Source organism: Plantibacter sp. ME-Dv--P-122b, assembly GCF_030209375.1.
In the GTDB taxonomy this organism is placed as follows: Bacteria; Actinomycetota; Actinomycetes; order Actinomycetales; family Microbacteriaceae; genus Plantibacter.
Genome location: NZ_JARVSC010000003.1, coordinates 348,956 through 369,613, shown reverse-complemented (window position 1 = coordinate 369,613; position 20,658 = coordinate 348,956). Strand labels below are relative to the sequence as shown.

The window sequence follows — 20,658 nt, the reverse complement described above, 5'->3', positions numbered from 1 at the left end:
CGGTCATCGGGCGCCCGCCAGCGTCAGTTCGGCCAGAGCGGCCGATGCAAGGAGTGCTTCGGTGCCACCGGTCGCTGCGGATCGGGCCCGGTTCTTGGCGTGCTGGTGCATGATCCACCCCGTGGTGCCCGGGTGGTCGATCGACCGCACGTTCCGCAGGCGCAGTGCCTCCGTGTAGTCGTGCAGGCGCTTCGCGGCGATCATGGCGGCGAGCGCCTCGTCGTCGTACCGTTCGAGCAGCTCTCGAGCCGCCCGCTGCACCCGCTGCATGACGAAGAAGTCCTCGGTGAGGATGAGCGTGCGGACGCTCGCCTGCACGAGCGGGTGCGACGGGTCGTCGACGCCGGGCGTGCGGGACAGCGCGACCTCCTGGGCGAGCTTCAGCACCGTGTAGCTCGTGAGGAGCGCGTAGACGTCCTGCGGGTCAGCCGCGGGCTCGCCGAGTCCGGGCGCGCGACCGCCGCGGACCGGTCGGCGGTCGCGGTAGTCGAGCTTGAAGGTGCGGAGCTGCTGCGCGGCCAGGGCCGCGCCGAGCTCGTCGAGGAGTTCCTTCCGGCTCTTGGCGGCGAGGATCGCGTCGCTGTCCTGGTAGAGGAGCAGCGCGCGCGGCATGCCGAACACGAACTGGTGCCGGGCCGTCTCCCAATCGGCGAGCAACCGGGCGGCGAGCGGTGAGCCGGTCGCCTCGACGTGCCACTCCAGCAGCAGGAGCACGGCGGCCTCGTGGAACGCCGCCTGCTCGCCCTCGGTGATCGATCCGAGGAGGAGCGAGTCCGCGCTGACCTTGCTCGGCAGTTCGCCCCGCGGGTCGTACTGGTAGACGAAGCCACCGCTCATCCCGTTGCCGAAGCCGATCCCGAAGCCGCCGAGGTTCAGCACGGCGCCGTTGGTCATGTATTCGCAGGCGTAGTCGCCAACGCCCTCGACGACCGCGGTGGCACCTGAGTTGCGGACGGCGAAGCGGTCGCCGGCCTCGCCCTGGACGAAGGTGCGGCCACCGGTCGCCCCGAAGAGCGCGAAGTTGCCGATGAGGACGTTGCCGCCGTCCTCCGAGCTGCCGCCGCCGGGGGAGAGGATCGCGATGGTGCCGCCGGACGCGCTCTTGCCGACGCCGTCGTTGCAGGTGCCGGTGTGCCGCCAGTGCAGGCCGTCGACGCAGAACGCCGCGTAGGACTGCCCGGCGGAGTGCTCGGTGCGGATCGTCACGGTGTCGGCGGCGAGGGAACGGTGGCCACGGTCGTCGGTGACGACGGAGGGGATCGCCGCCGCCTGGGCGTCGTCGAGCTCGTGGTTGAGGATGCGTTCGAGGTCGATCGCGAGCTGGCCGCCCACGGAACGCCAGCGGTTGCCGAGTCGGATCCCGCCGTCGGCGTCCTCGGCGCCGAGGTCGAGCGTCGTCCGGCCGTCGTCGAACAGCCCGGCGCGCACACGCTCGATGAGGGCGTCGTCGAGCGTGAAGTCCTTCTCCAGGTACACGGGGTCGGTGACGACGACCTCGGGGACGACCGCGAGCATGGCCCGCAGGTCGAGGTCCGCGACGGCCGCCGGGTGGTCGACGAGGTGGAGGAGGTCGGTGCGACCGCGGGCTTCGCGCAGCGAGCGGAGGCCGAGGATGGCGAGCCGCTCGCGGACGTCGTGTGCGATGTTCAAGAGGTACTGCGCGAGCGCGCGCGGGTCGCCGTCGAAGGTCTCCGGGTTGGTCGTGAGACCGGCCGGGCACTTCACGTTGCAGTTCTTCGCCATGACGCACTTGAGCATCATGAGTGCGGTGGTCCCGAACTCGAAGCTGTCGCCGCCGAGCAGGGCGGAGATGACGACGTCGCGGCCGGTCTGGTGCGCGCCGGAGCAGCGCAGCGTGACCTTCGAGCGCAGACCGTTCGCGCTGAGGGCCTGGTGGACCTCGGCGATGCCGATCTCGGCGCTGCGTCCGGCGTACTTGAGGCTCGTCACGGCGGCCGCACCCGTGCCGCCGGTGTTACCGGCCACGTTGATGACGTCGGCGCCGGCCTTGGCGACGCCGACGGCGATCGTGCCGATGCCCTCGGAGGAGACGAGCTTGACGACGACGCGGACCCGTGCCGCCTTGCAGTCGTGGATGAGCTGCGCGAGGTCCTCGATCGAGTACGTGTCGTGGTGCGGCGGCGGCGAGACGAGCTCGATACCGGGCGTGCCACCCCGGGCGGCGGCGATGTCCACCGTCACCTTCGGAGCCGGGAGCTGGCCGCCCTCGCCGGGCTTGGCGCCCTGGCCGATCTTGATCTCGAGCTCCTGCAGCATCGGGTCGGCCAGGTAGCCGGCCCAGACGCCGAAGCGGCCGGAGGCGAACTGCTTGATGCGCGAGCCGCGGATGGTGCCGTAGCGGGACAGGTGCTCGCCGCCCTCGCCGCTGTTCGACATCCCGCCGACCATGTTGGTGCCGTGCGCGACCGCCTCGTGCGCGGTCGCCACGAGGGCGCCGTGGCTCATCGCCCCGGACGCGAGGGATCGGGTGATCTCGCTCGCCGGCTGGACGAGGTCGGTCGAGATGCTCTCGGCACCCTCGACGAGCATCGAGAAGTAGTCGTCGGCGGACCCCGTCGCCTCCACGATGAGGTCGCCGCCGGAGATCCAGTGCCCCGTCACCTCGCCGCCGAAGCGCTGGACGTAGTATTCGCCGAGCGCCGAGACCCGCGTGAGGTCGCCCGCGAGCGGACCCGTGAGCTGCAGCCGGTGCCGTCCCTGCTCGGTCCGCGTCGCACGCAGGCCGCGGACGACGATCGAGGAGTTGCCGACCGGGCCGAGCCGGTCGAGCTCGCGAGCGAACTCCTCCGGGGTGGTGAGCCGGGTGATGTCCTCGGGCAGCACGAGCACGTCGCGGAGCGCGGCCGGGCGACGGCGCCGCTCGGTCGTCATCGACTGGACGAAGGAGCGGTAGCCGGGCGTGATGGTGAAGGCGTCGATCTCGTCGTCGTCGAGGGCGTCGAAGGACGTGTGCTGGTAGGCGTCGTCGTCGATCCCGAACGCGTCCTCGAGGTTCCCGATGGTGTGGAGGCGCAGGGGGTCGTCGCCGAGCGTGCCGCCGTCGCGGTCGACGGCCGTCGTGTCCGCTCGCGGCAACTGCACGGGCTCCTCGGTGAGGTCGACGAAGCCGCGGACCGCGGTCGTCCCGTAGGAGTGGCCGGCGCCCTCGGCGCGTTCCTTGAACAGGCCGAGGAGCGGGACGTCCGCCTCGCTCGACGTCGTCAGCGCACGCTCGTGCCAGGCGCTCGCCGTCCGGGCGATCCCGGCGAACCCGACGCCGCCGACGGGGGCGCGGAGGTGGGGGAAGGCGCGCGCGAGCACGGGGTCGCTCGTGTCGAGGTAGTTCGGTTCGAAGAACTCGCCGCCGATGTAGCTCTCGACGGTGCACAGACCGACCCGACCCATGGTCTTGAGCAGCGACTTCTCGGCGGCATAGGCGAACCGGCGGAACGCGGCCTCGACGTCGTCGGGATGCTGCTGCTCAGCACGGAGCCGGACCGCGAGGGGGTGCACGGCCGACGCACCGAAGCCGAGAGCGGAGGCGACGTGGTGCGAGGACGGCAGCTGTCCGCTGTCGACCACGAGCGACACGCGGAGCCGGAGACCGTCGTCGATGAGCCGCTGGTTGACGGCCGCCACGACGAGGATGAGCGGGAGGGCGGCACCCTCAGCATGCACACCGCGGTCGGAGAGGATCGCGATCCCGCCGTTCGCGGCGGCGAACGCGGCGACCTCCGCGGCCACGCGCTCGACGGCGGCCTCCAGCGCGTCGGCGTTCGCCTGCGCGTCCACCTCGGGCCGGTAGAGGATGTCGAACCACGCGACCGGCGACTCGTGCTGAGCGCTGAGGCGCCGGAGTTCGTCCTCGCTGATGATGGGGGATCGGAGGACGAGCTGCTTCGTGCCGACCGTGCCGCTGCCGGGCTTCGGGCCGAGCGCGACCCGGAGGGTCATGCCGTCGGCCTCACGGATGCTGTCGAGCGGCGGGTTGGTCACCTGGGCGAAACGCTGGGAGAAGTACTTCGCCAGGCCGCCCTCCTGGTCGGACAGGGCGTTGATGGCGTTGCCGTAGCCCATTGCCGAGATCCGCTCCTTGCCCGAGGCGAGCATCGGGTCCGTCATGAATCGGAAGCTCTCCTGGTTGAGGGAGTACGCGACGTAGCGCTGCACCTGGCTCAGTCCACCGCGGTAGACGAAGGCGTCGTCCGCCGAAGCCGTCGGTGCCGACACCGGGACCCCCCGGTCCTCGAGCGCGTCGAGGTCGGTGGCGGACGCGGCGAGCATCGCCGGGTAGTCCTTGCGCGCCGCGAGGAGCTCAAGCGCTTCGCCCGTGCGGAGGCGCGTGCCCGTGCGGTGGTCGTAGGCGAGCATGCCGCCGGCCTCGATGCGACCGCGGTGGACCACCTCGTCGTCCGGGAACGGCAGCTGTCCAGCTTCGGAGGTGACGCAGAGGTAGTCCGCCGTTTCGACGCTGCGCAGCGGGCGCAGGCCGAGCCGGTCGAGCCGGGCGCCGACGGTGGTCCCGTCGTTGAAGATGAGCGCGGCCGGGCCGTCGTTCTTCTCCTCGACGAGGGAGAAGTACTCGAGCATCGCGCGCACCTCGCGGCTCAGGGTGCGATCGTTCTCCCAGGCCGGGGGCATGACCGACACGACCGCCTCGAGCAGTTCGAGTCCGTCCTCGACCACGCGGCTGTGCAGCGTCTGGTCGAGGCGCGAGCTGTCCGACTGGCCCCTGGCGCGGATGATCTTCCGGCCCCGCGATGCAGCCAGCGCCGTCTCGGACAGCCGGTTCTTGCGGTCGGTGTTGAGCTCGCCGTTGTGCGCCATCAGGCGGAAGGGCTGCGCCATCGAGGGGTGGGGAGCGGTGTTCGTCGAGAAGCGGGTGTGGAAGGCGAGGGTCCTGACCCGGTGCAGGGGGTCGGCCAGGTCGGCGAAGTAGGGGATGACCTCGCCGGAGTTGAGGCGTCCCTTGAGGACCTGGGTGCGCGTGCTGAGCGAAAGCGGGTACAGGCCGTCGAGAGTGAGGTCCGTGTAGGCGGTCGCCTCGATCGCGAGCAGGGCCGCGTGCGCGCGCCGGTCGAGGTCCTCCGTGGATGCCTCGTCCGACGGCTCGAAGATCCACTGTCGGATCGGCAGCTGGTACTGCACGGCCTTCGGGCGCAGGACGGCGTCGACCGTCGGCACGGCTCGGGAGAGCAGCACGGTGAAGCCGGCCTCGCCGAGCGAACGTTCGATGAGTGCTTCGGCGTCGCCGATCCGATCGTGGGCGACCGGGAGGAAGACGTTCGCGACACCGAACCGGCCGGCGGTGAGCGGCTTGCCGACGAGGGAGCTGAAGAAGTCGACCGAGAGGTCGATCTGGACGCCCGCGCCGTCGCCGACGCCCTCGGAGGACATGCCGCCGCGGTGGGGGATGGCGCACAGGGCTGTGTCGCCGAGCGCGATGACGTCGTGGCTCTGCACGCCGTCCTTGCGGGTGATGAAGCCGACGCCGCAGTCGCTCTTGTCGGTCTGACGATCGACGAGGTCGGGCAGGGGCGATGGTGCGGCAGTGCGCGGGCGCGGTGGAACGGAAGACGAGATCACGACGGGGTACCCCTCGGAATGCGGGCGCTGGACGGCCCGGAGACGGTGAGATGACGGGACCGGATCTACGTCGCTGGAGGGAGGGTCCGTGTCGACGCGGGCGCTGGGTGCGGCGGCCGTCGTCTGCATGAATGGAGGTGTTCCGATACTAACCGGGCCGTCCCGCCCACTCAACCGTAACGAGCCGAACCGGGCCGTTCGGCGTAGGCTGGGTGTTTCCGGTACGTATGGGACACGCCGTGAGCGCTCCGGTGGCTCCCGTCGACGGCCCATCGTGCAGCGCCCGGATGCACTGCAGGACGGCTCACGAGCCTGCCCGTGGTGGAACGGATCGTGACCGGACGACCGATGTGCAGCCAGCTGCATGTTTTTCGGACCAGAATGGTGAGATGACGACAGAGCACACGGCTGCGACCGGTCGCGGCTTCGCGCACGCCAAAGCGATCCTGCTGGGTGAGCACGCCGTCGTCTACGGCGCTCCAGCCGTCGCCCTGCCCATCCCGTCGCTCCGGGTCGAGGCGACCGCCCGACGCGTCGACGGCGCCTCGGTGCTCGACACCGAGATCTCGCTCGGCCCGCTCGACGCCTCCGATCCGCTCGGGACCACCGTCCTCGAGACCCTCGCGCACGTCGGTGCGGCACCGGCCGGCGTCGAGGTCGTCGTCCGTGGGACGCTCCCGATCGGCAGAGGCCTCGGCTCGAGCGCCGCGGCAGCCAACGCGATCGTCGACGCCGTCGCCGACCTCCACGGGGTGACGCTCGACGACGCCGACCGGTTCGAGCTCGTGCAGCGCGGCGAACGCGTCGCCCACGGGACGCCCAGCGGTCTCGACGCCCGGGCCACGAGCGCCTCGACACCCATCCTCTTCACCGCCGGCCGGGTCGAGCATCCACCGATCCGCTTCGGCGGCAGCTTCGTCGTGGCCGACACCGGCGCGCGCGGGTCGACCCGGAAGGCGGTCGCCGACGTCCGCGCCTTCGTCGAGCTCCACCCCGAGCGTGGTCGCGCGCTCCTGGCCGAGCTCGAACGCGCGACCGTCGCGGGGGTCGCCGATCTCGCAGTGGACCGCCGCGACGACCTCGGGACCCGCATGAACGCGGTGCAGGTGGCCCTGGACGAGCTCGGTGCCGGCCACCCCGCCATCACCGCGCTCATCGAGGTCGCCACGGCGAACGGCGCCCTCGGCGCGAAGCTCACGGGCGGCGGGCAGGGCGGATGCATCATCACGCTCGCCGCAGACCCCGCGGCAGCCCGACGCATCTCGCAAGCCCTCCTCGAGGCCGGAGCACTCGGCACCTGGACGATCGACGCGGAGGACTACGCGTGACCCTGACCCCACAACAGCACGCGGTGACCGCCTCAGACGAGGGCACGGCGACCGCGCTGGCGAACCCCAACATCGCCCTCGTCAAGTACTGGGGCAAGCGGGACGAGGCGCTCATCCTCCCGTGGACGGGCAGCCTGTCACTCACCCTCGACGCGGCGCCTACGACGACGACGGTACGACTGACGGACGCGTCCGACGACGTCGTGCTCCTCGGCGGACGAGCCCTCGAAGGCACCGCCCGCTCCCGCGTCACGCGCTTCATCGACCTCGTGCGCGCGCTCGCCGGCCGCGACGATCGCGTCACCGTCGACTCCCATAACGAGATCCCCACGGGCGCCGGCCTCGCCTCCTCCGCCTCGGGCTTCGCCGCGCTGGCGCTCGCCGCATCGACCGCCTTCGGACTCGACCTCGATCGGCGAGCCCTCTCCCGGCTGGCCCGCCGTGGCTCGGGATCCGCCTCCCGCTCGATCTTCGACGGGATCGCCGTCTGGCACGCCGGGCACGACGACGAGAGCTCCTTCGCCGAGGCGGTGCCCGCGCCCGGACTCGAGCTCGGCATGGTCCTCACCGTCCTCGACGCCCGGGCCAAGTCGGTCTCCAGTCGCGACGGCATGCGGCGCACGGTCGACACCTCCCCCTACTACCCCGCCTGGGTCGAGCGCACCCCCGTCGAACTCGAGGAGATGCTCGCCGCGGTCGCCCGCGCCGACTTCACCGCGGTGGGCACGATCGCCGAGCGGAACGCGATGCGGATGCACGCCACGATGCTCGGCGCCGAGCCGCCGGTCCGGTACTGGGGACCGGCGAGCGTGGAACTGCTCGACCTCGTCGCAAACCTCAGAGGCGACGGCCTCGAATGCTATGCGACGATGGACGCCGGCCCGAACGTGAAGATCCTGTGTCGAGCCGACGCGGTCGACGAGCTCGCGACTCGGATCCTCGAGGCGCAGCCCGACATCGGCGTCATCCCCGCCAGAGCCGGACGGGGCGCGAGGCTCATCACCTCGGAGCCCGGCGGATCGGCGGGCGAGCAGACAACGGAAGGAGCGCGATGATCGAGATCAAGGCGCCCGGCAAACTCTTCGTGGCCGGCGAGTACGCCGTCGTCGAGCCGGGGCACCCTTCCATCCTCGTCGCCGTGGACCGGTGCGTCACCGTCCGACTCGAGGCGAGCGAGCACGAGGGCCGCATCTTCTCCGACCAGTACGGCCGAGCGCCCATCATCTGGCGCCGCAACCGCAACGGGGTCGTCGTCGAGCACGAGGAACGCCCGCTCGACCACGTCCTCTCAGCCGTGAGCACGATGGAGACCCTCGTCGCCGAGCTCGGCGTGGCGCAGCGGTTCTCCGCCCTGTCCATCACGAGCGAGCTCGATGACGCGAGTGGCCGGAAGTTCGGCCTCGGCTCGAGCGCGGCCGTGACGACCGCCACCATCCGCGCCCTCGACGAGTTCTACCAGCTCGACCTCACCCGGACGCAGATGCTCAAGCTCGCGATCCTCGCCACCATCGACGTCGCACCGGCAGCGTCCGGGGGCGACCTCGCGGCGAGCATGTTCGGCGGCTGGCTCCGCTACACCTCGCCCGACCGGGCGCGGCTGCGGGAGGTGCGCCACCGCGAAGGGGTGCTCGCAGCCCTCCGCGACCCCTGGGCCGAGCTTGGGCTCGAGCGCCTGTCGCCGCCGACCTCGCTCCGACTCCTCGTCGGTTGGACCGGCGAACCAGCCTCGACCACGCGTCTGGTCGACGAACTGCAGTCCCGCAAGTGGGCGGAGACGGCTCACTACACCTCGTTCCTCGCAGCCAGTCGCGCCGCCGTCGACGCCCTCACGATCGGGCTGAACGACGAGGACCCGGCCCTCGTGCTCGGTGCCGTCCGCTCCGCTCGCGCGACGCTCGCGGGTCTCGGCCGCGACGCCGGTGTCGACATCGAGACCGCCGCGCTTGCTCAGCTCTGCGACGCCGCCGAGCGCCTCGGCGGGGCGGCCAAGTCCTCCGGCGCCGGTGGTGGCGACTGCGGGATCGCGTTCATCGGCCAGTCCGTCTCCACCGCCGCCCTCGAGGACGACTGGTCGGCGCACGGCATCGAGCGGCTCCCGCTCACGGTGCACCCGCCGACCGGACTCATCGACGCCGCCCACAGCCCGTGGGGACCGTCGGAGATCAGCCGTACCGACGACGACGCGGTCGAATCCATCAGATCCACCTACGCTCGCGCCTTCGCCGAGCAGCACGACGTCCTCCGGGGCGGAACGGAACCCCACGCATGAGCAACGAACCCGACGGCGTCGCACCGGTCCCACTCAAGTGGATCGGTCCGCTCCACCTGAGCGGCAACGTCATGGAGGGCGAGCAGGAGGTCCCACTCGCCACCTACGAGAGCCCGCTCTGGCCGTCGGTGCGCCGAGGCGCCCGCATCTCCTCGATGGTCCCCGGTGGCATCCGCGCGACGCTCGTCGACGAGCGGATGAGCCGCTCCGTCCTGTTCGAGGTCGACTCGGCCGGCGACGCCCTGCAGGCGCTCCGCGAGATCGAACGCAGTCTGCCCGAGCTGCAGGCCGTCGTCGCCCAGTCGAGTCACTTCGCCGAACTCATCGAGATCAACTCGCAGATCGCCGGCAACCTGCTCTTCCTGCGCCTCGAGTTCCGCACGGGCGACGCGTCCGGCCACAACATGGTCACGCTCGCGGCCGATCGCCTCATGCCGTACATCATGGAGCGTTGGCCGATGCTCCGGTACGGCTCGATCTCCGGCAACTTCTGCTCCGACAAGAAGGCGACCGCCGTCAACGGCATCCTGGGTCGTGGCAAGAACGTCGTCACCGAGATGACGATCCCGCGGGCGATCGTCGAGCGGTTCCTCCACACGACGCCCGAGCAGATCGTGCAGCTGAACGTGCGCAAGAACCTCGTCGGGACGATCCTCGCCGGTGGCCTGCGCAGCGCGAACGCGCACTACGCCAACATGCTGCTCGCGTTCTACCTGGCGACCGGGCAGGACGCGGCCAACATCGTCGAGGGCTCGCAGGGCGTCACGCACGCCGAGGTGCACGACGGCGACCTGTACTTCTCCTGCACCCTGCCGAACCTCATCGTCGGCACGGTCGGCAACGGCAAGGGGCTCGGCTTCGTCGAGGAGAACCTCACCCGCCTCGGGTGCCGCGAGGACCGTGAACCCGGCGCGAACGCCCGGCGACTCGCCGTGCTGTGCGCTGCCGCCGTCTGGTGCGGCGAACTGTCGCTCCTCGCCGCGCAGACCAACCCCGGTGAGCTCATGGCCGCCCACCTGAAGCTCGAACGCAGCGCGCAGACCGCGGCCGGCGCGCCCGCCTGACCCTCCCACCGCACCGGGGGACCGGTGCATCGTCGACGCTCGAACGGAGCACCCCGCACGTGAACACCAACCAGACCAGCAGCCCCGCCGTCGGCATCGACGACATCGCCTTCGCGACGGGGGCGAACCGCATCGACCTCGCCGAACTCGCCGGGCGCTTCGGTGTCGAACCCGCCAAGTACTACGTCGGGCTCGGCCAGAGCGAGATGAGCGTCCCGGCCGCCGACGAGGACATCGTCACGATGGCCGCAGCCGCTGCCGCGCCCATCATCGAGCGGCACGGCAGCGACCGCCTCCGGACCGTCCTGTTCGCCACCGAGTCCGGGATCGACCAGTCGAAGTCCGCGGGTGTCTACGTGCACCGGCTGCTCGGCCTGCCGCAGGCGGTCCGTGTGGTCGAACTCAAGCAGGCCTGCTACTCGGCCACGGCCGCGCTGCAGTTCGCCGCTGCGCTCGTGGCGCGGAACCCCGAGGAGACCGTCCTCGTGATCGCGAGCGACGTCGCGCGGTACGAACTGCACTCCAACGCCGAGCCGACCCAGGGCGCAGGGGCCGTCGCGATGCTCGTGGCCGCTGATCCCGCCATCCTCGAGCTCGAGACCGCGACCGGCGTCTACACGCAGGACGTCATGGACTTCTGGCGTCCGAACCACAGTGCGACGGCGATCGTCGACGGCAAGCTGTCCATCTCCGCCTACCAGGACGCGATCGAGGGTGCCTGGGCGGACTACCGGTCACGCGGCGGAGCGGACTTCTCCGAGGTCGACCACTTCTGCTACCACCAGCCGTTCACGAAGATGGCGATCAAGGCGCACCGGCACCTGGCCAAGTCGCTCGGCTCCGAGCGCACCCAGGAGGAGTTGGACGCACAGATCGAGCCGACGACCGGGTACAACCGCCGGATCGGGAACAGCTACACGGCCTCCGTGTACCTGGCCTTGCTTGCGCTGCTCGACGGCGACGACGACCTCACCGGTCGGCGTATCGCGTTCCTCAGCTACGGCTCGGGTGCGGTCGCGGAGTGCTTCAGCGGCATCGTGCGTCCGGGCTACCGCTCGGCTCTGCGGAGCGACGCGAACCGTGCTCAGCTCGATGCCAGGACGGTCGTCGACGACGCCCGCTACCTGCAGCTCCTCGAGGACGCGGCCTCGGCCGACGTCCACGACTCCGACCGTCCGCGTGAGACCAGCGCGCCGTTCCGCTTCGCGGGCGTCGTCGGCGACCGCCGGCAGTACGAGCCCACCTCCGCCTGATCGCCCCCTCTGTGCCCTCCTGGGGTGACGCCAGCGCGGTGCGCTGACGTCACCGCGGGCTGAGGACCTGAGCGCGGGTCTCCGGAGGGGCGCGCCCACGCGTGTGCCCCGCGGTCGCGCCGGGTTCGACGCGCTCGCGTCAGCGCACCGCGGTGACGCCGGGTTCGACGCGCTCGGGTCAACGCACCGCGCTGGCACTCCACCGACCGGGGACGAGTCAGCCTCGGGAGGTGGCGGCTCGGATCCGGTCGACGAGGAACGGGCCCAGGGTCCGCGACCAGGTGGCCGTGATGTGGTGCAGATCACGATAGACGAGGACGTTCCCGACGGCGAGCGGACAGGTCCCGGCGGCGCAGTAGAGCTCGCCGAGATCCACGACCGGCACGGCGCCGTCGGTCATCGCCGCGGTCGCGGTGTTCAGGTCGAACGTGGGGTACGCCTCGGCGACGGGGAAGGCGCACGCCCCCGCGATGAGCTCGGCGGCGCTCGTCCGGTCGACGCACGCCGCGGCTTCGGTCGGCACGCGCGGATTGTCCCGCAGCACCACGATCGACGTCCCCACGTCGAGCACCGGTCCCCACGCCTCGAGCGTCGCATCGCGGATCCGGGCCTGTTCGGCCACCGAGGTCTCGTCCGGGCTCTTGGAGGTCACCAGGATGATGTCGTACGGCCGCTCGCCCGTGAACGCCTGCTGCATGAGGGTCCGCCGGGCGTCGCAGGCCGCCGAGTCGTCCGGTCCCGGTGCCCGCCACTCGCAGCCCTTGCCGACGTACACGTCGAGTCGCCAGTTGCGCACCTCGAGCTGGTCGATGAGGCCGGGGATGAGCATCGTGGCGTGCGAGTTCCCGGTGAGCGCGACCCGCGTGGCGTCCGGGCGGTCGGAACCGAAGGTGCAGCCGGGGAAGTCCGGAGCGTCGGCCGCTGCGGAACACCGGAAGGTGTCGCCGGTGTCCTCGGTCCGCACCGACAGGGGCGGCAGGAGTTCGTCCGCCAACGCCGGATTGGTGCAACCCGACACGGCCGCATCGGCACCGAAACACGGCTCGCCGTCCGTGACGTAGGCGTCCACGGTGCTCGCGAGGGTGCGTTCCTCGGCGGCGACGGTCAGCAACCCCGCCGTCGGGATGCAGAGCACGAGTGCGGTCGTCGCGCCAGCCAGCAGGAAGGTCCGTGCGGAGCGCGCGTGCGCGAGGACGGGGGCTCGTCGGACGGGGTCCTCGACGAACCGTTTCGTCAGCGCGGCGAGAACCACGGCGACGACCAGGAGAGCGGCAGCGATCGCCCAACCGAGCGGGTCGCCGAGCGCGACGGGCACGCCGAGCACCCACGGTGCGACCACGATGAGCGGCCAGTGCCACAGGTACAGCGAATAGGAGAGATCGCCGAGCAGCAGCGACGCACGTGTGCGGGCAACGGTCGTCACCGACCACCGGTGGGTCGACGACCCGCCGACGATCACGAGGAGCGTCCCGAGGACCGGGAGGGCCGCGGCGATCCCGGGGAACGCCGTCCGCTCGGTGAAGACGACCAGCGCGACCGCCAGGAGGACGACGCCGAGGACGCCGGAGACCGTTCGCCACCGGGTGCGGTGCACGACCACGACCGGCCCGAGGAGCGCGAGGAGACCGCCGGCCGCGAACTCCCAGGCACGGGTCGGCGTGGCGAAGTACGCCGGTGCCGGATCCGCCGACGTGTACAGGATCGAGCACGTGAGTGAGGCGACACCGATGATCCCCAGCGCCACACCGAGGGTGCGGCGGAGGTCCGACGGTCGCCGCCTGGTGAGCCACACGCACAGCACGACGACGAGTGGCCAGCCGAGGTAGAACTGCTCCTCGACCGACAACGACCAGAAGTGCTGGACCGGTGACGCGGCGCTGCCCTGGGCGAGATAGTCGACGGAACTCCCCGCCAGGAACCAGTTCTCCCAGGAGGTCGCGCTCGCCACGGTCTCGGTGAAGAACTGCGTCCAGTCGCTCGGCGGAGCCAGCCGCCAGATGAGGACGGCGGTCACGGCGAGGACGAGCAGGGCGGCCGGGAGGAGTCGCCGGATCCGGCGGGCCCAGAACGCCGGGAGGTCGACGCGTCCCGTCTCGTCGGCCTGGCGCGCGAGGTGACTCGTGATCAGATACCCGCTGACGACGAAGAACACGTCGACGCCGACGTACCCGCCGGGCAGGAGGGTCGACGACAGGTGGAAGACCACGACGGACAGGACGGCGATCGCGCGCAGCAACTGGATGTCCGGCTGCGTGCGCGGAGCCGCTCCGAGGAGGGGAGACGCGCCGGTCCGGTCCTGCACCTGCCTCACGCGCCCTCCTCCGCCGTCCGGTTCGACGGACGGCTGGCTCAGCGTAGGGAACGCCGGTGACGCACTCGTGGACGGCAGATGACGGGTTCGCATCGGCTCCCGGTGCCGCTCGACGGACGGTCGACGATCGGGTCAGCCGACGTTCGCGCCGAAGAGCAGGCCGAGCACGTAGGTGGCCGCGGCGGCGCCGTACCCGATCGCGAGTTGTCGCAGTGCCCGGCGGAGCGGTGGCCCTCCGGAGAGGAGCCCGACGACGGCGCCGGTGCCGAGGAGGGCCACCCCGACCAGGACCGCGGCGACGAGCAGCGCGGCGACACCCTGGAGCCCGAACAGGTAGGGCAGGACCGGGATGACGGCCCCCGACGCGAAGAAGCAGAAACTCGAGAGCGCTGCGCCGAGCCCGGTCCCGACGGCCTCGTGCTCCATCGCCGCGCGGGCCTCGCGCTGGTAGGTGCCGGCGCCGACGCGGGCAAGGACGTCCGCGGCGTGGGCTTCGGCCTCGCCGACCTCCATGCCGCGCGCCCGGTAGACGAGCGCGAGTTCGTTCGCGTCGACGTCGAGGTGAGGGAGGGCGTCGTCGGCCGCCGGGTTGGGGCTGGACGCCTCGAGCAGTTCCCGCTGCGACCGGACCGAGACGTACTCGCCGGCTCCCATCGACAGTGCGCCCGCCAGGAGGCCTGCGAGCCCGGCGGCGAGGACGACGCCGTTGCCGACGCCGGTGGCGCTCATGCCGATGACAAGCGCGAGGTTCGAGACGAGTCCGTCGTTGGCTCCGAACACGGCCGCTCGGAAGGTTCCGGACAGGCGGTTGCGCCCGCGGGCTGCCAGGCCCCGGACGACCTCCTCGTGGATCTGCTCGTCAGCGGCCATCCGCTCGGTGGCCGCCCGTTCGGTCGCGTAGGGCGAGCGCGACTCGGCGCGCTGGACGAGCGCCAGGATGAAGACGGATCCGAACCGCCTCGCGAGCCAGCCGAGCAACCGGGTCCGCAGGTCACCGCGTTGCGGCTTCCCGGCGTCGTCTCCGAGCAGGGCGATCCAGTGCGACTCATGGCGTTTCTCAGCCTCGGCGAGCGCGAGCAGGATGTCGCGCTCCTCGCCGCTCCGTCGGCCAGCGAGATCCCGGTAGACGGCGGCCTCGGCGCGTTCGTCGGCGAGGTACCCGCGCCACCGCCGCAGCTCGCGCTGGCTGGGTGGCTCGTGGCGTGCTGCGGATCCATCCGCGGTCGGCGTGCTCATCCGCCGATTGTCCCAGACACCTGTCGATCGGCGTGCCGCGCGACCGGGGAGGCGTCCCCGGACTGGGGTCGTCTGGGCGAGGGGTTGTCCGGCACCTGCGGTGCGTCCTGAGCCGATCTTCAGGCACCGCGATCTACGATGGTGCTCATGCCCGAGAACTCCGCCCCGTCCCGTGACGCCCCGCCGCTCGTCGGCGTCGTGATGGGCTCGGACTCCGACTGGAACGTCATGAGCGATGCGGCGCAGGTGCTCCGCGACTTCGGCGTGCCCTTCGAGGTCGAGGTGCTGTCGGCTCACCGCACGCCCGAGAAGATGATCGCCTACGGCAAGGCCGCCCACGGCCGCGGCGTCAAGGTCGTCATCGCCGGTGCCGGTGGCGCTGCCCACCTTCCCGGAATGCTCGCCTCCGTGACCACGCTCCCGGTCGTCGGCGTCCCGGTGCCGCTCTCCCGCCTCGACGGCCTCGACTCGCTCCTGTCGATCGTGCAGATGCCCGCGGGCGTGCCGGTCGCGACCGTGTCGATCGGCGGCGCGAAGAACGCCGCGCTGATCGCCGTCAAGATCCTCGCCACGGCCGACGACGCCCTGCACCAGGCGCTCGTCGCCTACGCCGAGGCCCTCGCCGACTCGGTCGAGGAGAAGAACCGGAACCTCAAAGCGCAGCTATGACGAGTGCAGCAACCGCCGCGAAGCCGATGCGGTATCCCGACACCCGTTCGCGCGAGGTGATGACGAAGCGCGCCTGGTGGCTCGTCGTCCTCAACCTGCTGATCCCCGGCTCCGCGCAGGTGCTCGCCGGCAACCGGAGGCTCGGGCGGTTCGGCCTCGGGTTCACGCTCTTCCTCTGGCTGCTCGTCGTCGCGGTGATGGTGACCTATCTCCTAGCGCCGCAACTCGTCTACACCGCCGCGACCAACTGGTTCGGACTCACGATCGCGCAGGTGCTCCTCGCGGTCTACGCCGTGCTCTGGATCGTGCTGACCTTGGACACCCTCAGGCTCATCCGGCTGGTCAAAGCGTCGCCCAACGCGAGGCTCGGCATCGCGCTCCTGGCGACCGTCGCGATGTTGGCTGTGACCGGCACCGCCGGCTACGGTGCGGTACTCGCCGGGTCCGCCCGCGGGACGATCGCGTCCATCTTCACCGCGGGTCCGTCCGAGGAGCCGATCGACGGGTACTACAACTTCCTCCTGCTGGGTGGCGATGCCGGTCCCGACCGCGATGGGATGCGTCCGGACAGCACATCCGTGGTCAGCGTGAACGCTGAGACCGGGAAAGCGACGGCGTTCGGGTTGCCTCGCGACCTGGTCGACATCCCGTTCCCCGAGGGCAGCGAGATGGCCGGGATGTATCCCGACGGTTACAACGACGACTGCAACGTGGACGTGTGTCAGCTGAACTCGATCTACACCGAGATCGAACTGAAGAACCCCGAACTGTTCCCGAAAGCCGAGGCCGAGGGGAGCGAGCCGGGCATCGAGGCGATGAAGCAGGCTGCCGAAGGCATCACCGGGCTCAAGATCCAGTACTACGTGCTGGTCGACATGTACGGCTTCGCACAGCTCATCGATGCACTCGGTGGGATTCAGATCGACGCGAAGGAGCGCCTGCCAATGGACGGCGACGCGGATTTGTCGAACGTGACCGAGTGGATCGAGGTCGGCAACCAGCACATGGACGGCTGGCACGCGCTCATGTACGCCCGCGCTCGTCACGGCTCGACCGACTACCTGCGCATCGAACGACAACGCCAGGTCCAACAGGCGATGCTCTCGCAGTTCAACGTGACGAATGTGCTCTCGAGGTTCCAGGAGATCGCGGCGGCCAGCCCGGACGTTGTGCGGACCGATGTGCCCCAGGGCATGATCGGGTACTTCGTCGACCTCGCGTCGAAAACGAAGGAACAAGGCCTGTCGAGTGTCGAATTCACGCCACCGACGATCGATCCCGAGGAACCCGATTACGCGCTCATCAGGCAGACGGTCCACGACACCCTGTGGCCCGTGACGCCGACGGCCAGCCCGGACGCGGGCTGACCGACCCGTCGTTCGTCGGACCCTTGTCAGACCGTCGCGATGATCTCGCCGTGAGGCACCGCGAACCAGCCGTCCTCCGCATCGACCCAGTCCCGCCACGCAGATGAGATCTGCACCAGTTCACGATCGGTGGCGATCCCCATCTCCAACGCCTGGGTGGCGAAGCTGGAGGTCCTGGCGCGCTCGGACCAGGCGCCGCCCCACCACTCACGGTCCTCGGGCGACTCGAAGGACCAGACGCTCGCGGTGCTCCGGATGTCGGTCAGGCCCGCCGCCAGTGCCCAGGACTTGAGTCGGCTGCCCGCGTCGGGTTCGCCGGCATTGGCCCGCGCCAGCTCCTGATACACCTCCATCCAGCGGGTGAGCCCATCGGAGAGGGGATACCAGACGGCGCCGCCGTAGACGATGTCGCGGAACGCGATGACTCCGCCGGGGCGGACCACACGGCGCAGCTCGCGGATCACGGCGACAGGATCGCCGACGTGCTGGAGCAGCTGGTGCGCGTGTGCCACGTCGACGCTGTCGTCGGGGAGGTCGAGGGCATAGGCGTCGCCGACCGCGAACGAGACGTTCTCGAGGCCAGCGAGGGCAGCACGATCGCGTGCCTCGGCGACGACCTCGGGGGCCGCGTCGATGCCGATCACCGTGCCTGGTTCGACCAGGCGCGCGAAGTCCATCGTGATCGTCCCCGGGCCGCTGCCCAGATCCAGCACATCGAGTCCGGCGTGCAGATGGGGGAGCAGGTAGGCCGCAGAGTTCTGTGCGGTGCGCCAGGCATGCGTGCGGAGCACACTCGGGTGATGGCCCAGGGTGTAGCGCTCGTGGGATTTCGCAGAAGTCACCCTTCAACCCTACGGGTGCCGGATCGTGATCCCTCCCACGTTACGACTGGCCGCGAACCGCTCGCCGTCCGACGCGGTCCGCCGGTGCAGCGAGCGACCGCGCTCCGGGCCAGGCGTCAGATCTCGGCGTGCAGCTGCCACACGCGTTCGGCGGAGTCGCGCCAGCTGAAGGCTTGCTCGCGGTCCATGCCGAGGATGCGCAGGCGGGCGAGGCGTTCGCTGTCGCCGATGACGTCGTTGATGGTGGCGATGAGTCGATCGGCGTACCCCTTGGCACCGGACTCGACCACGACGCCGGCTCCACCGCCGACCTCGACGAGCGCCGGCACGTCGGAGTGGATGACGGGCGTGCCGAAGCGGAACGCCTCGACGAGCGGAAGCCCGAACCCTTCGGCGAGACTCGGGTAGACGAAGGCGGTCGCGCGGTCGAGGACGACGGCGAGGTCGGCGTCGTCGAGGAACCCGAGCGCGCGCACGCGACCCTCGGGCAGACCTGCCTCGTCGGCGACCTGCGCGAGGGTGACGTCGCCCCAGCTGTCCGTGCCGACGATGAGCAGCGGGAGGTCGGGGGCGCCGGGGCGGCCGAGGCCGGTGATGAGTTCCGTGATGCCGCGACGGGGGTCGAGTGAGCCGACGGACACGAGGTACTCCGACGGGAGCTCGAGCGTCCGTGCTCGACCGTCGGCGTCGGTCGGAATGGTGAGCGTGGTCGCGGCGGCCCCGCCGATGACGCGGACGCGGTCGCCGAGATCGACGATGTCGCGCAGTTCGTCGGCGACGGCGTGTGTCGGGACCACGATGGCGTCCGCGTGCTTCCGCGCCCGCTTGACCATGGCCTTCTGCCAAGCCACCGACATCGGCGTCAGTGACGAGGGGTGCGACCAGGCGAGCGTGTCGTGGATGGTGACGACGATCTGGTTGCCGTCGTTGATGCGGTCATGGCGATTCAGCGGGGCGAGGAGACCCGGAGCGTGCACCATGCCGTTGGCGGTACCGGGTGCCACGATGCCGAGCTGCCAGGCGGCACTGAGCTCGCGACGCGGCAGCGTGGTGCGATGCAGCGCCGCCAGTCCGGGGAGCTTGGACTCCAGGAGGTCGATCTTCTCCTTCGGCACCGCCGAGACGATGCCTTCGACGTCGCACCCCGCCGGGGCGCTGGCGATGAGTTCACGGGTGAGTTCTTCGGAGTAGCGACCGACCCCGCCGGCGACCGGTGCGACGATCTGGTCGACGACGACGCGCAGGGTGGTCACGGCGCCGTGACGACGCCGTGCTGCGTCGCTGCCTCGAAGGCCTCCCGCCAGTCACGCATCGGGGCGAGACCGGCCGTGCTCCAGGCGTCGTGGCCGAGCACCGAGTAGGCGGGGCGCGGAGCTGGGCGGACGAACGCCGAGCTGTCGGTGGGGGAGACCCGTGCGGGGTCGGCGCCGACCGCCGCGAAGACCGCCTGGGCGAACTCGTACCAGGAGGCCTGCCCGGCGTTGGTGCCGTGGTAGATCCCGGCGGGTGCGTCGGCGTCGAGCAGCGCGACGATCTGTGCGGCGAGATCCGCGGTCCACGTGGGCTGGCCGAGTTGGTCGGTGACGACGGCCGGGTCGACGCCGTTCGCCGCGAGCTTCGCCATGGTCGCGGCGAAGTTGGGGCCGTTCTTGCCGTAGAGCCAGGCCGTCCGGACGATGTAGCCGCCGTTCGGGTGCTCAGCGAGGACGGCTCGCTCCCCGTCGGCCTTCGTGCGGCCGTAGGCGCTGATCGGGGCCAGCGGGTGGTCCTCCTGGTAGGGCGAGGTGGCCGAGCCGTCGAAGACGTAGTCGGTGGACACCTGGACGAGCTTCGCGCCGGCCTCCCGGGTGGCGACCGCGAGGTTCCGGGCGCCGATGGCGTTCACGGCGGCTGCGTCCGCTTCATGCGATTCGGCGTCGTCGACCTTCGTATAGGCGGCGGCGTTGATGACGGCGGTGTGACCCGCGACAGCGGCGCGAACGGCCTCGAGGTCGGTCACGTCGAGCTCCGCGCGACCGAGGGCGGTGACCTCGCGACCCGTCAGGGCCTCCTGCAGGTCGTGGCCGAGCATGCCGGAAGCACCGGTGATCAGGTACGTCAAGATTGGGGTCCTCTCGGGAGTGGCCCGTTCATCGTACCGGGCTCGCCCGGGGAGGTCCCTGTTCGTGCGGCGTCGACGGGCGGCTCCTCGAACAGCGTCCGTTGAGCCTCCTCCACGCGAGCGAGGTTGGCCAGGCCGTCCGCCCGGTGGTGCCCGTAGACCCAGAACCGGTAGAGGAAGAACCGGAAGAGGGTTCCGAGGCCGAGCCCGATGACGTTCGAGGCGAGGTTGTCGGCGAGCAGCGAGGTGAAGCCGAGGACGTAGTGGCTGACATAGAGGCAGCCGACGGCGATGGCCATGCCGCCCAGTGAGACGATCACGTACTCGCCGAGCTCCAGGACGAAGTTCTTGCGACGGTGCTCGCGGAAGGTCCAGTACCGGTTGCCGATCCAGTTGAAGACGATCGCGACCGAGACGCTGATCACCTTGGCACCGATGGGGGACTGGGCGAGGTGGTCGTGCCCGAAGACGCCGACGCGCAGCAGGTTGAACACGAGCACATCGAGGCCGAAGCCGATCAGCCCGACGACGCCGAACTTCACGGCGTAGGCGGCGACGCCGTTCCAGAGGCGGCGGAGCAGAGGGATCATGGCGGGCCGTTCTGTGCGCGGACACTCGATTATGCCTGAGGC

The 20,658-nt window shown here is 70.7% G+C and carries 14 protein-coding genes; 7 read left to right on the top strand and 7 right to left on the bottom strand.

Annotated features, from left to right (window positions below; genetic code table 11):
* Positions 1–3: 3 nt before the first annotated feature.
* Entirely contained in the window at positions 4–5,586 is a 5,583-nt protein-coding gene (locus QRN19_RS06450) for a glutamate synthase-related protein (protein WP_285025916.1), read from the bottom strand.
* A 389-nt stretch (positions 5,587–5,975) separates the two neighbouring features.
* On the opposite strand from QRN19_RS06450, the gene mvk reads away from it, so the two are divergent.
* The 5 genes from mvk to QRN19_RS06425 are packed head-to-tail and all read left to right on the top strand — an operon-like array spanning position 5,976 to position 11,500.
* On the top strand, positions 5,976–6,914 hold the full coding sequence (mvk, locus tag QRN19_RS06445; RefSeq protein WP_285025914.1) for a mevalonate kinase: 939 nt from the start codon (positions 5,976–5,978) through the stop codon (positions 6,912–6,914).
* The gene (mvaD, locus tag QRN19_RS06440) at positions 6,911–7,969 is read left to right on the top strand and encodes a diphosphomevalonate decarboxylase (protein WP_285025912.1); all 1,059 of its coding nucleotides are present in this window, start codon (positions 6,911–6,913) and stop codon (positions 7,967–7,969) included. The genes mvk and mvaD overlap by 4 nt, the downstream gene beginning before the upstream one ends.
* Positions 7,966–9,183: a phosphomevalonate kinase gene (locus QRN19_RS06435; protein WP_071262515.1), complete on the top strand. Its 1,218-nt coding sequence runs from the start codon at positions 7,966–7,968 to the stop codon at positions 9,181–9,183. The genes mvaD and QRN19_RS06435 overlap by 4 nt, the downstream gene beginning before the upstream one ends.
* Positions 9,180–10,247 carry a hydroxymethylglutaryl-coenzyme A reductase family protein gene (locus QRN19_RS06430; RefSeq protein WP_079002857.1) on the top strand — a complete coding sequence of 356 codons (1,068 nt, stop codon included), beginning with the start codon at positions 9,180–9,182 and terminating at the stop codon, positions 10,245–10,247. The genes QRN19_RS06435 and QRN19_RS06430 overlap by 4 nt, the downstream gene beginning before the upstream one ends.
* A gap of 59 nt (positions 10,248–10,306) precedes the next feature.
* Positions 10,307–11,500, top strand: coding sequence for a hydroxymethylglutaryl-CoA synthase (locus QRN19_RS06425; protein ID WP_285025910.1), 1,194 nt, complete (start codon positions 10,307–10,309; stop codon positions 11,498–11,500).
* A gap of 217 nt (positions 11,501–11,717) precedes the next feature.
* Here QRN19_RS06425 and QRN19_RS06420 read toward each other — a convergent pair whose 3' ends face one another.
* A complete protein-coding gene (locus QRN19_RS06420) occupies positions 11,718–13,811 on the bottom strand; it encodes an acyltransferase family protein (protein WP_285025909.1) in 2,094 nt (697 codons plus the stop codon).
* Positions 13,812–13,943: 132 nt separating this feature from the next.
* Positions 13,944–15,047, bottom strand: coding sequence for a VIT1/CCC1 transporter family protein (locus tag QRN19_RS06415; protein WP_285025908.1), 1,104 nt, complete (start codon positions 15,045–15,047; stop codon positions 13,944–13,946).
* Positions 15,048–15,185: 138 nt separating this feature from the next.
* Between QRN19_RS06415 and purE the strand changes: the two genes are divergently transcribed.
* The gene (gene purE, locus QRN19_RS06410; RefSeq protein WP_285025907.1) at positions 15,186–15,716 is read left to right on the top strand and encodes a 5-(carboxyamino)imidazole ribonucleotide mutase; all 531 of its coding nucleotides are present in this window, start codon (positions 15,186–15,188) and stop codon (positions 15,714–15,716) included.
* Positions 15,713–17,083, top strand: a complete 1,371-nt coding sequence (locus tag QRN19_RS06405) for an LCP family protein (protein ID WP_285025906.1) — start codon at positions 15,713–15,715, stop codon at positions 17,081–17,083. The genes purE and QRN19_RS06405 overlap by 4 nt, the downstream gene beginning before the upstream one ends.
* Before the next feature lie 26 nt (positions 17,084–17,109).
* On the opposite strand, the gene QRN19_RS06400 is transcribed toward QRN19_RS06405, so the two are convergent.
* The 4 genes from QRN19_RS06400 to QRN19_RS06385 form a co-directional block, all read right to left on the bottom strand.
* Positions 17,110–17,925, bottom strand: a complete 816-nt coding sequence (locus QRN19_RS06400; protein ID WP_285025905.1) for a class I SAM-dependent methyltransferase — start codon at positions 17,923–17,925, stop codon at positions 17,110–17,112.
* Positions 17,926–18,041: 116 nt separating this feature from the next.
* A complete protein-coding gene (locus QRN19_RS06395) occupies positions 18,042–19,178 on the bottom strand; it encodes a glycosyltransferase family 4 protein (RefSeq protein WP_285025904.1) in 1,137 nt (378 codons plus the stop codon).
* Positions 19,175–20,026 (bottom strand): dTDP-4-dehydrorhamnose reductase, encoded by an 852-nt coding sequence (rfbD, locus tag QRN19_RS06390; RefSeq protein WP_502928033.1) that lies wholly within the window; start codon positions 20,024–20,026, stop codon positions 19,175–19,177. Before rfbD ends, QRN19_RS06395 begins: the two co-directional genes overlap by 4 nt.
* Positions 20,023–20,616, bottom strand: coding sequence for a GtrA family protein (locus tag QRN19_RS06385; RefSeq protein ID WP_285025903.1), 594 nt, complete (start codon positions 20,614–20,616; stop codon positions 20,023–20,025). Before QRN19_RS06385 ends, rfbD begins: the two co-directional genes overlap by 4 nt.
* Between the last annotated feature and the right edge of the window lie 42 nt (positions 20,617–20,658).

Excerpts from the sequence above, each read along its gene's own strand:
- mvk (WP_285025914.1), top strand. The coding sequence starts at position 5,976 with ATGACGACAGAGCACACGGCTGCGACCGGTCGCGGCTTCGCGCACGCC.
- QRN19_RS06435 (WP_071262515.1), top strand. The coding sequence starts at position 7,966 with ATGATCGAGATCAAGGCGCCCGGCAAACTCTTCGTGGCCGGCGAGTAC.
- QRN19_RS06430 (WP_079002857.1), top strand. The coding sequence starts at position 9,180 with ATGAGCAACGAACCCGACGGCGTCGCACCGGTCCCACTCAAGTGGATC.
- QRN19_RS06415 (WP_285025908.1), bottom strand. The coding sequence starts at position 15,047 with ATGAGCACGCCGACCGCGGATGGATCCGCAGCACGCCACGAGCCACCC.
- purE (WP_285025907.1), top strand. The coding sequence starts at position 15,186 with ATGGTGCTCATGCCCGAGAACTCCGCCCCGTCCCGTGACGCCCCGCCG.
- QRN19_RS06405 (WP_285025906.1), top strand. The coding sequence starts at position 15,713 with ATGACGAGTGCAGCAACCGCCGCGAAGCCGATGCGGTATCCCGACACC.
- QRN19_RS06385 (WP_285025903.1), bottom strand. The coding sequence starts at position 20,616 with ATGATCCCTCTGCTCCGCCGCCTCTGGAACGGCGTCGCCGCCTACGCC.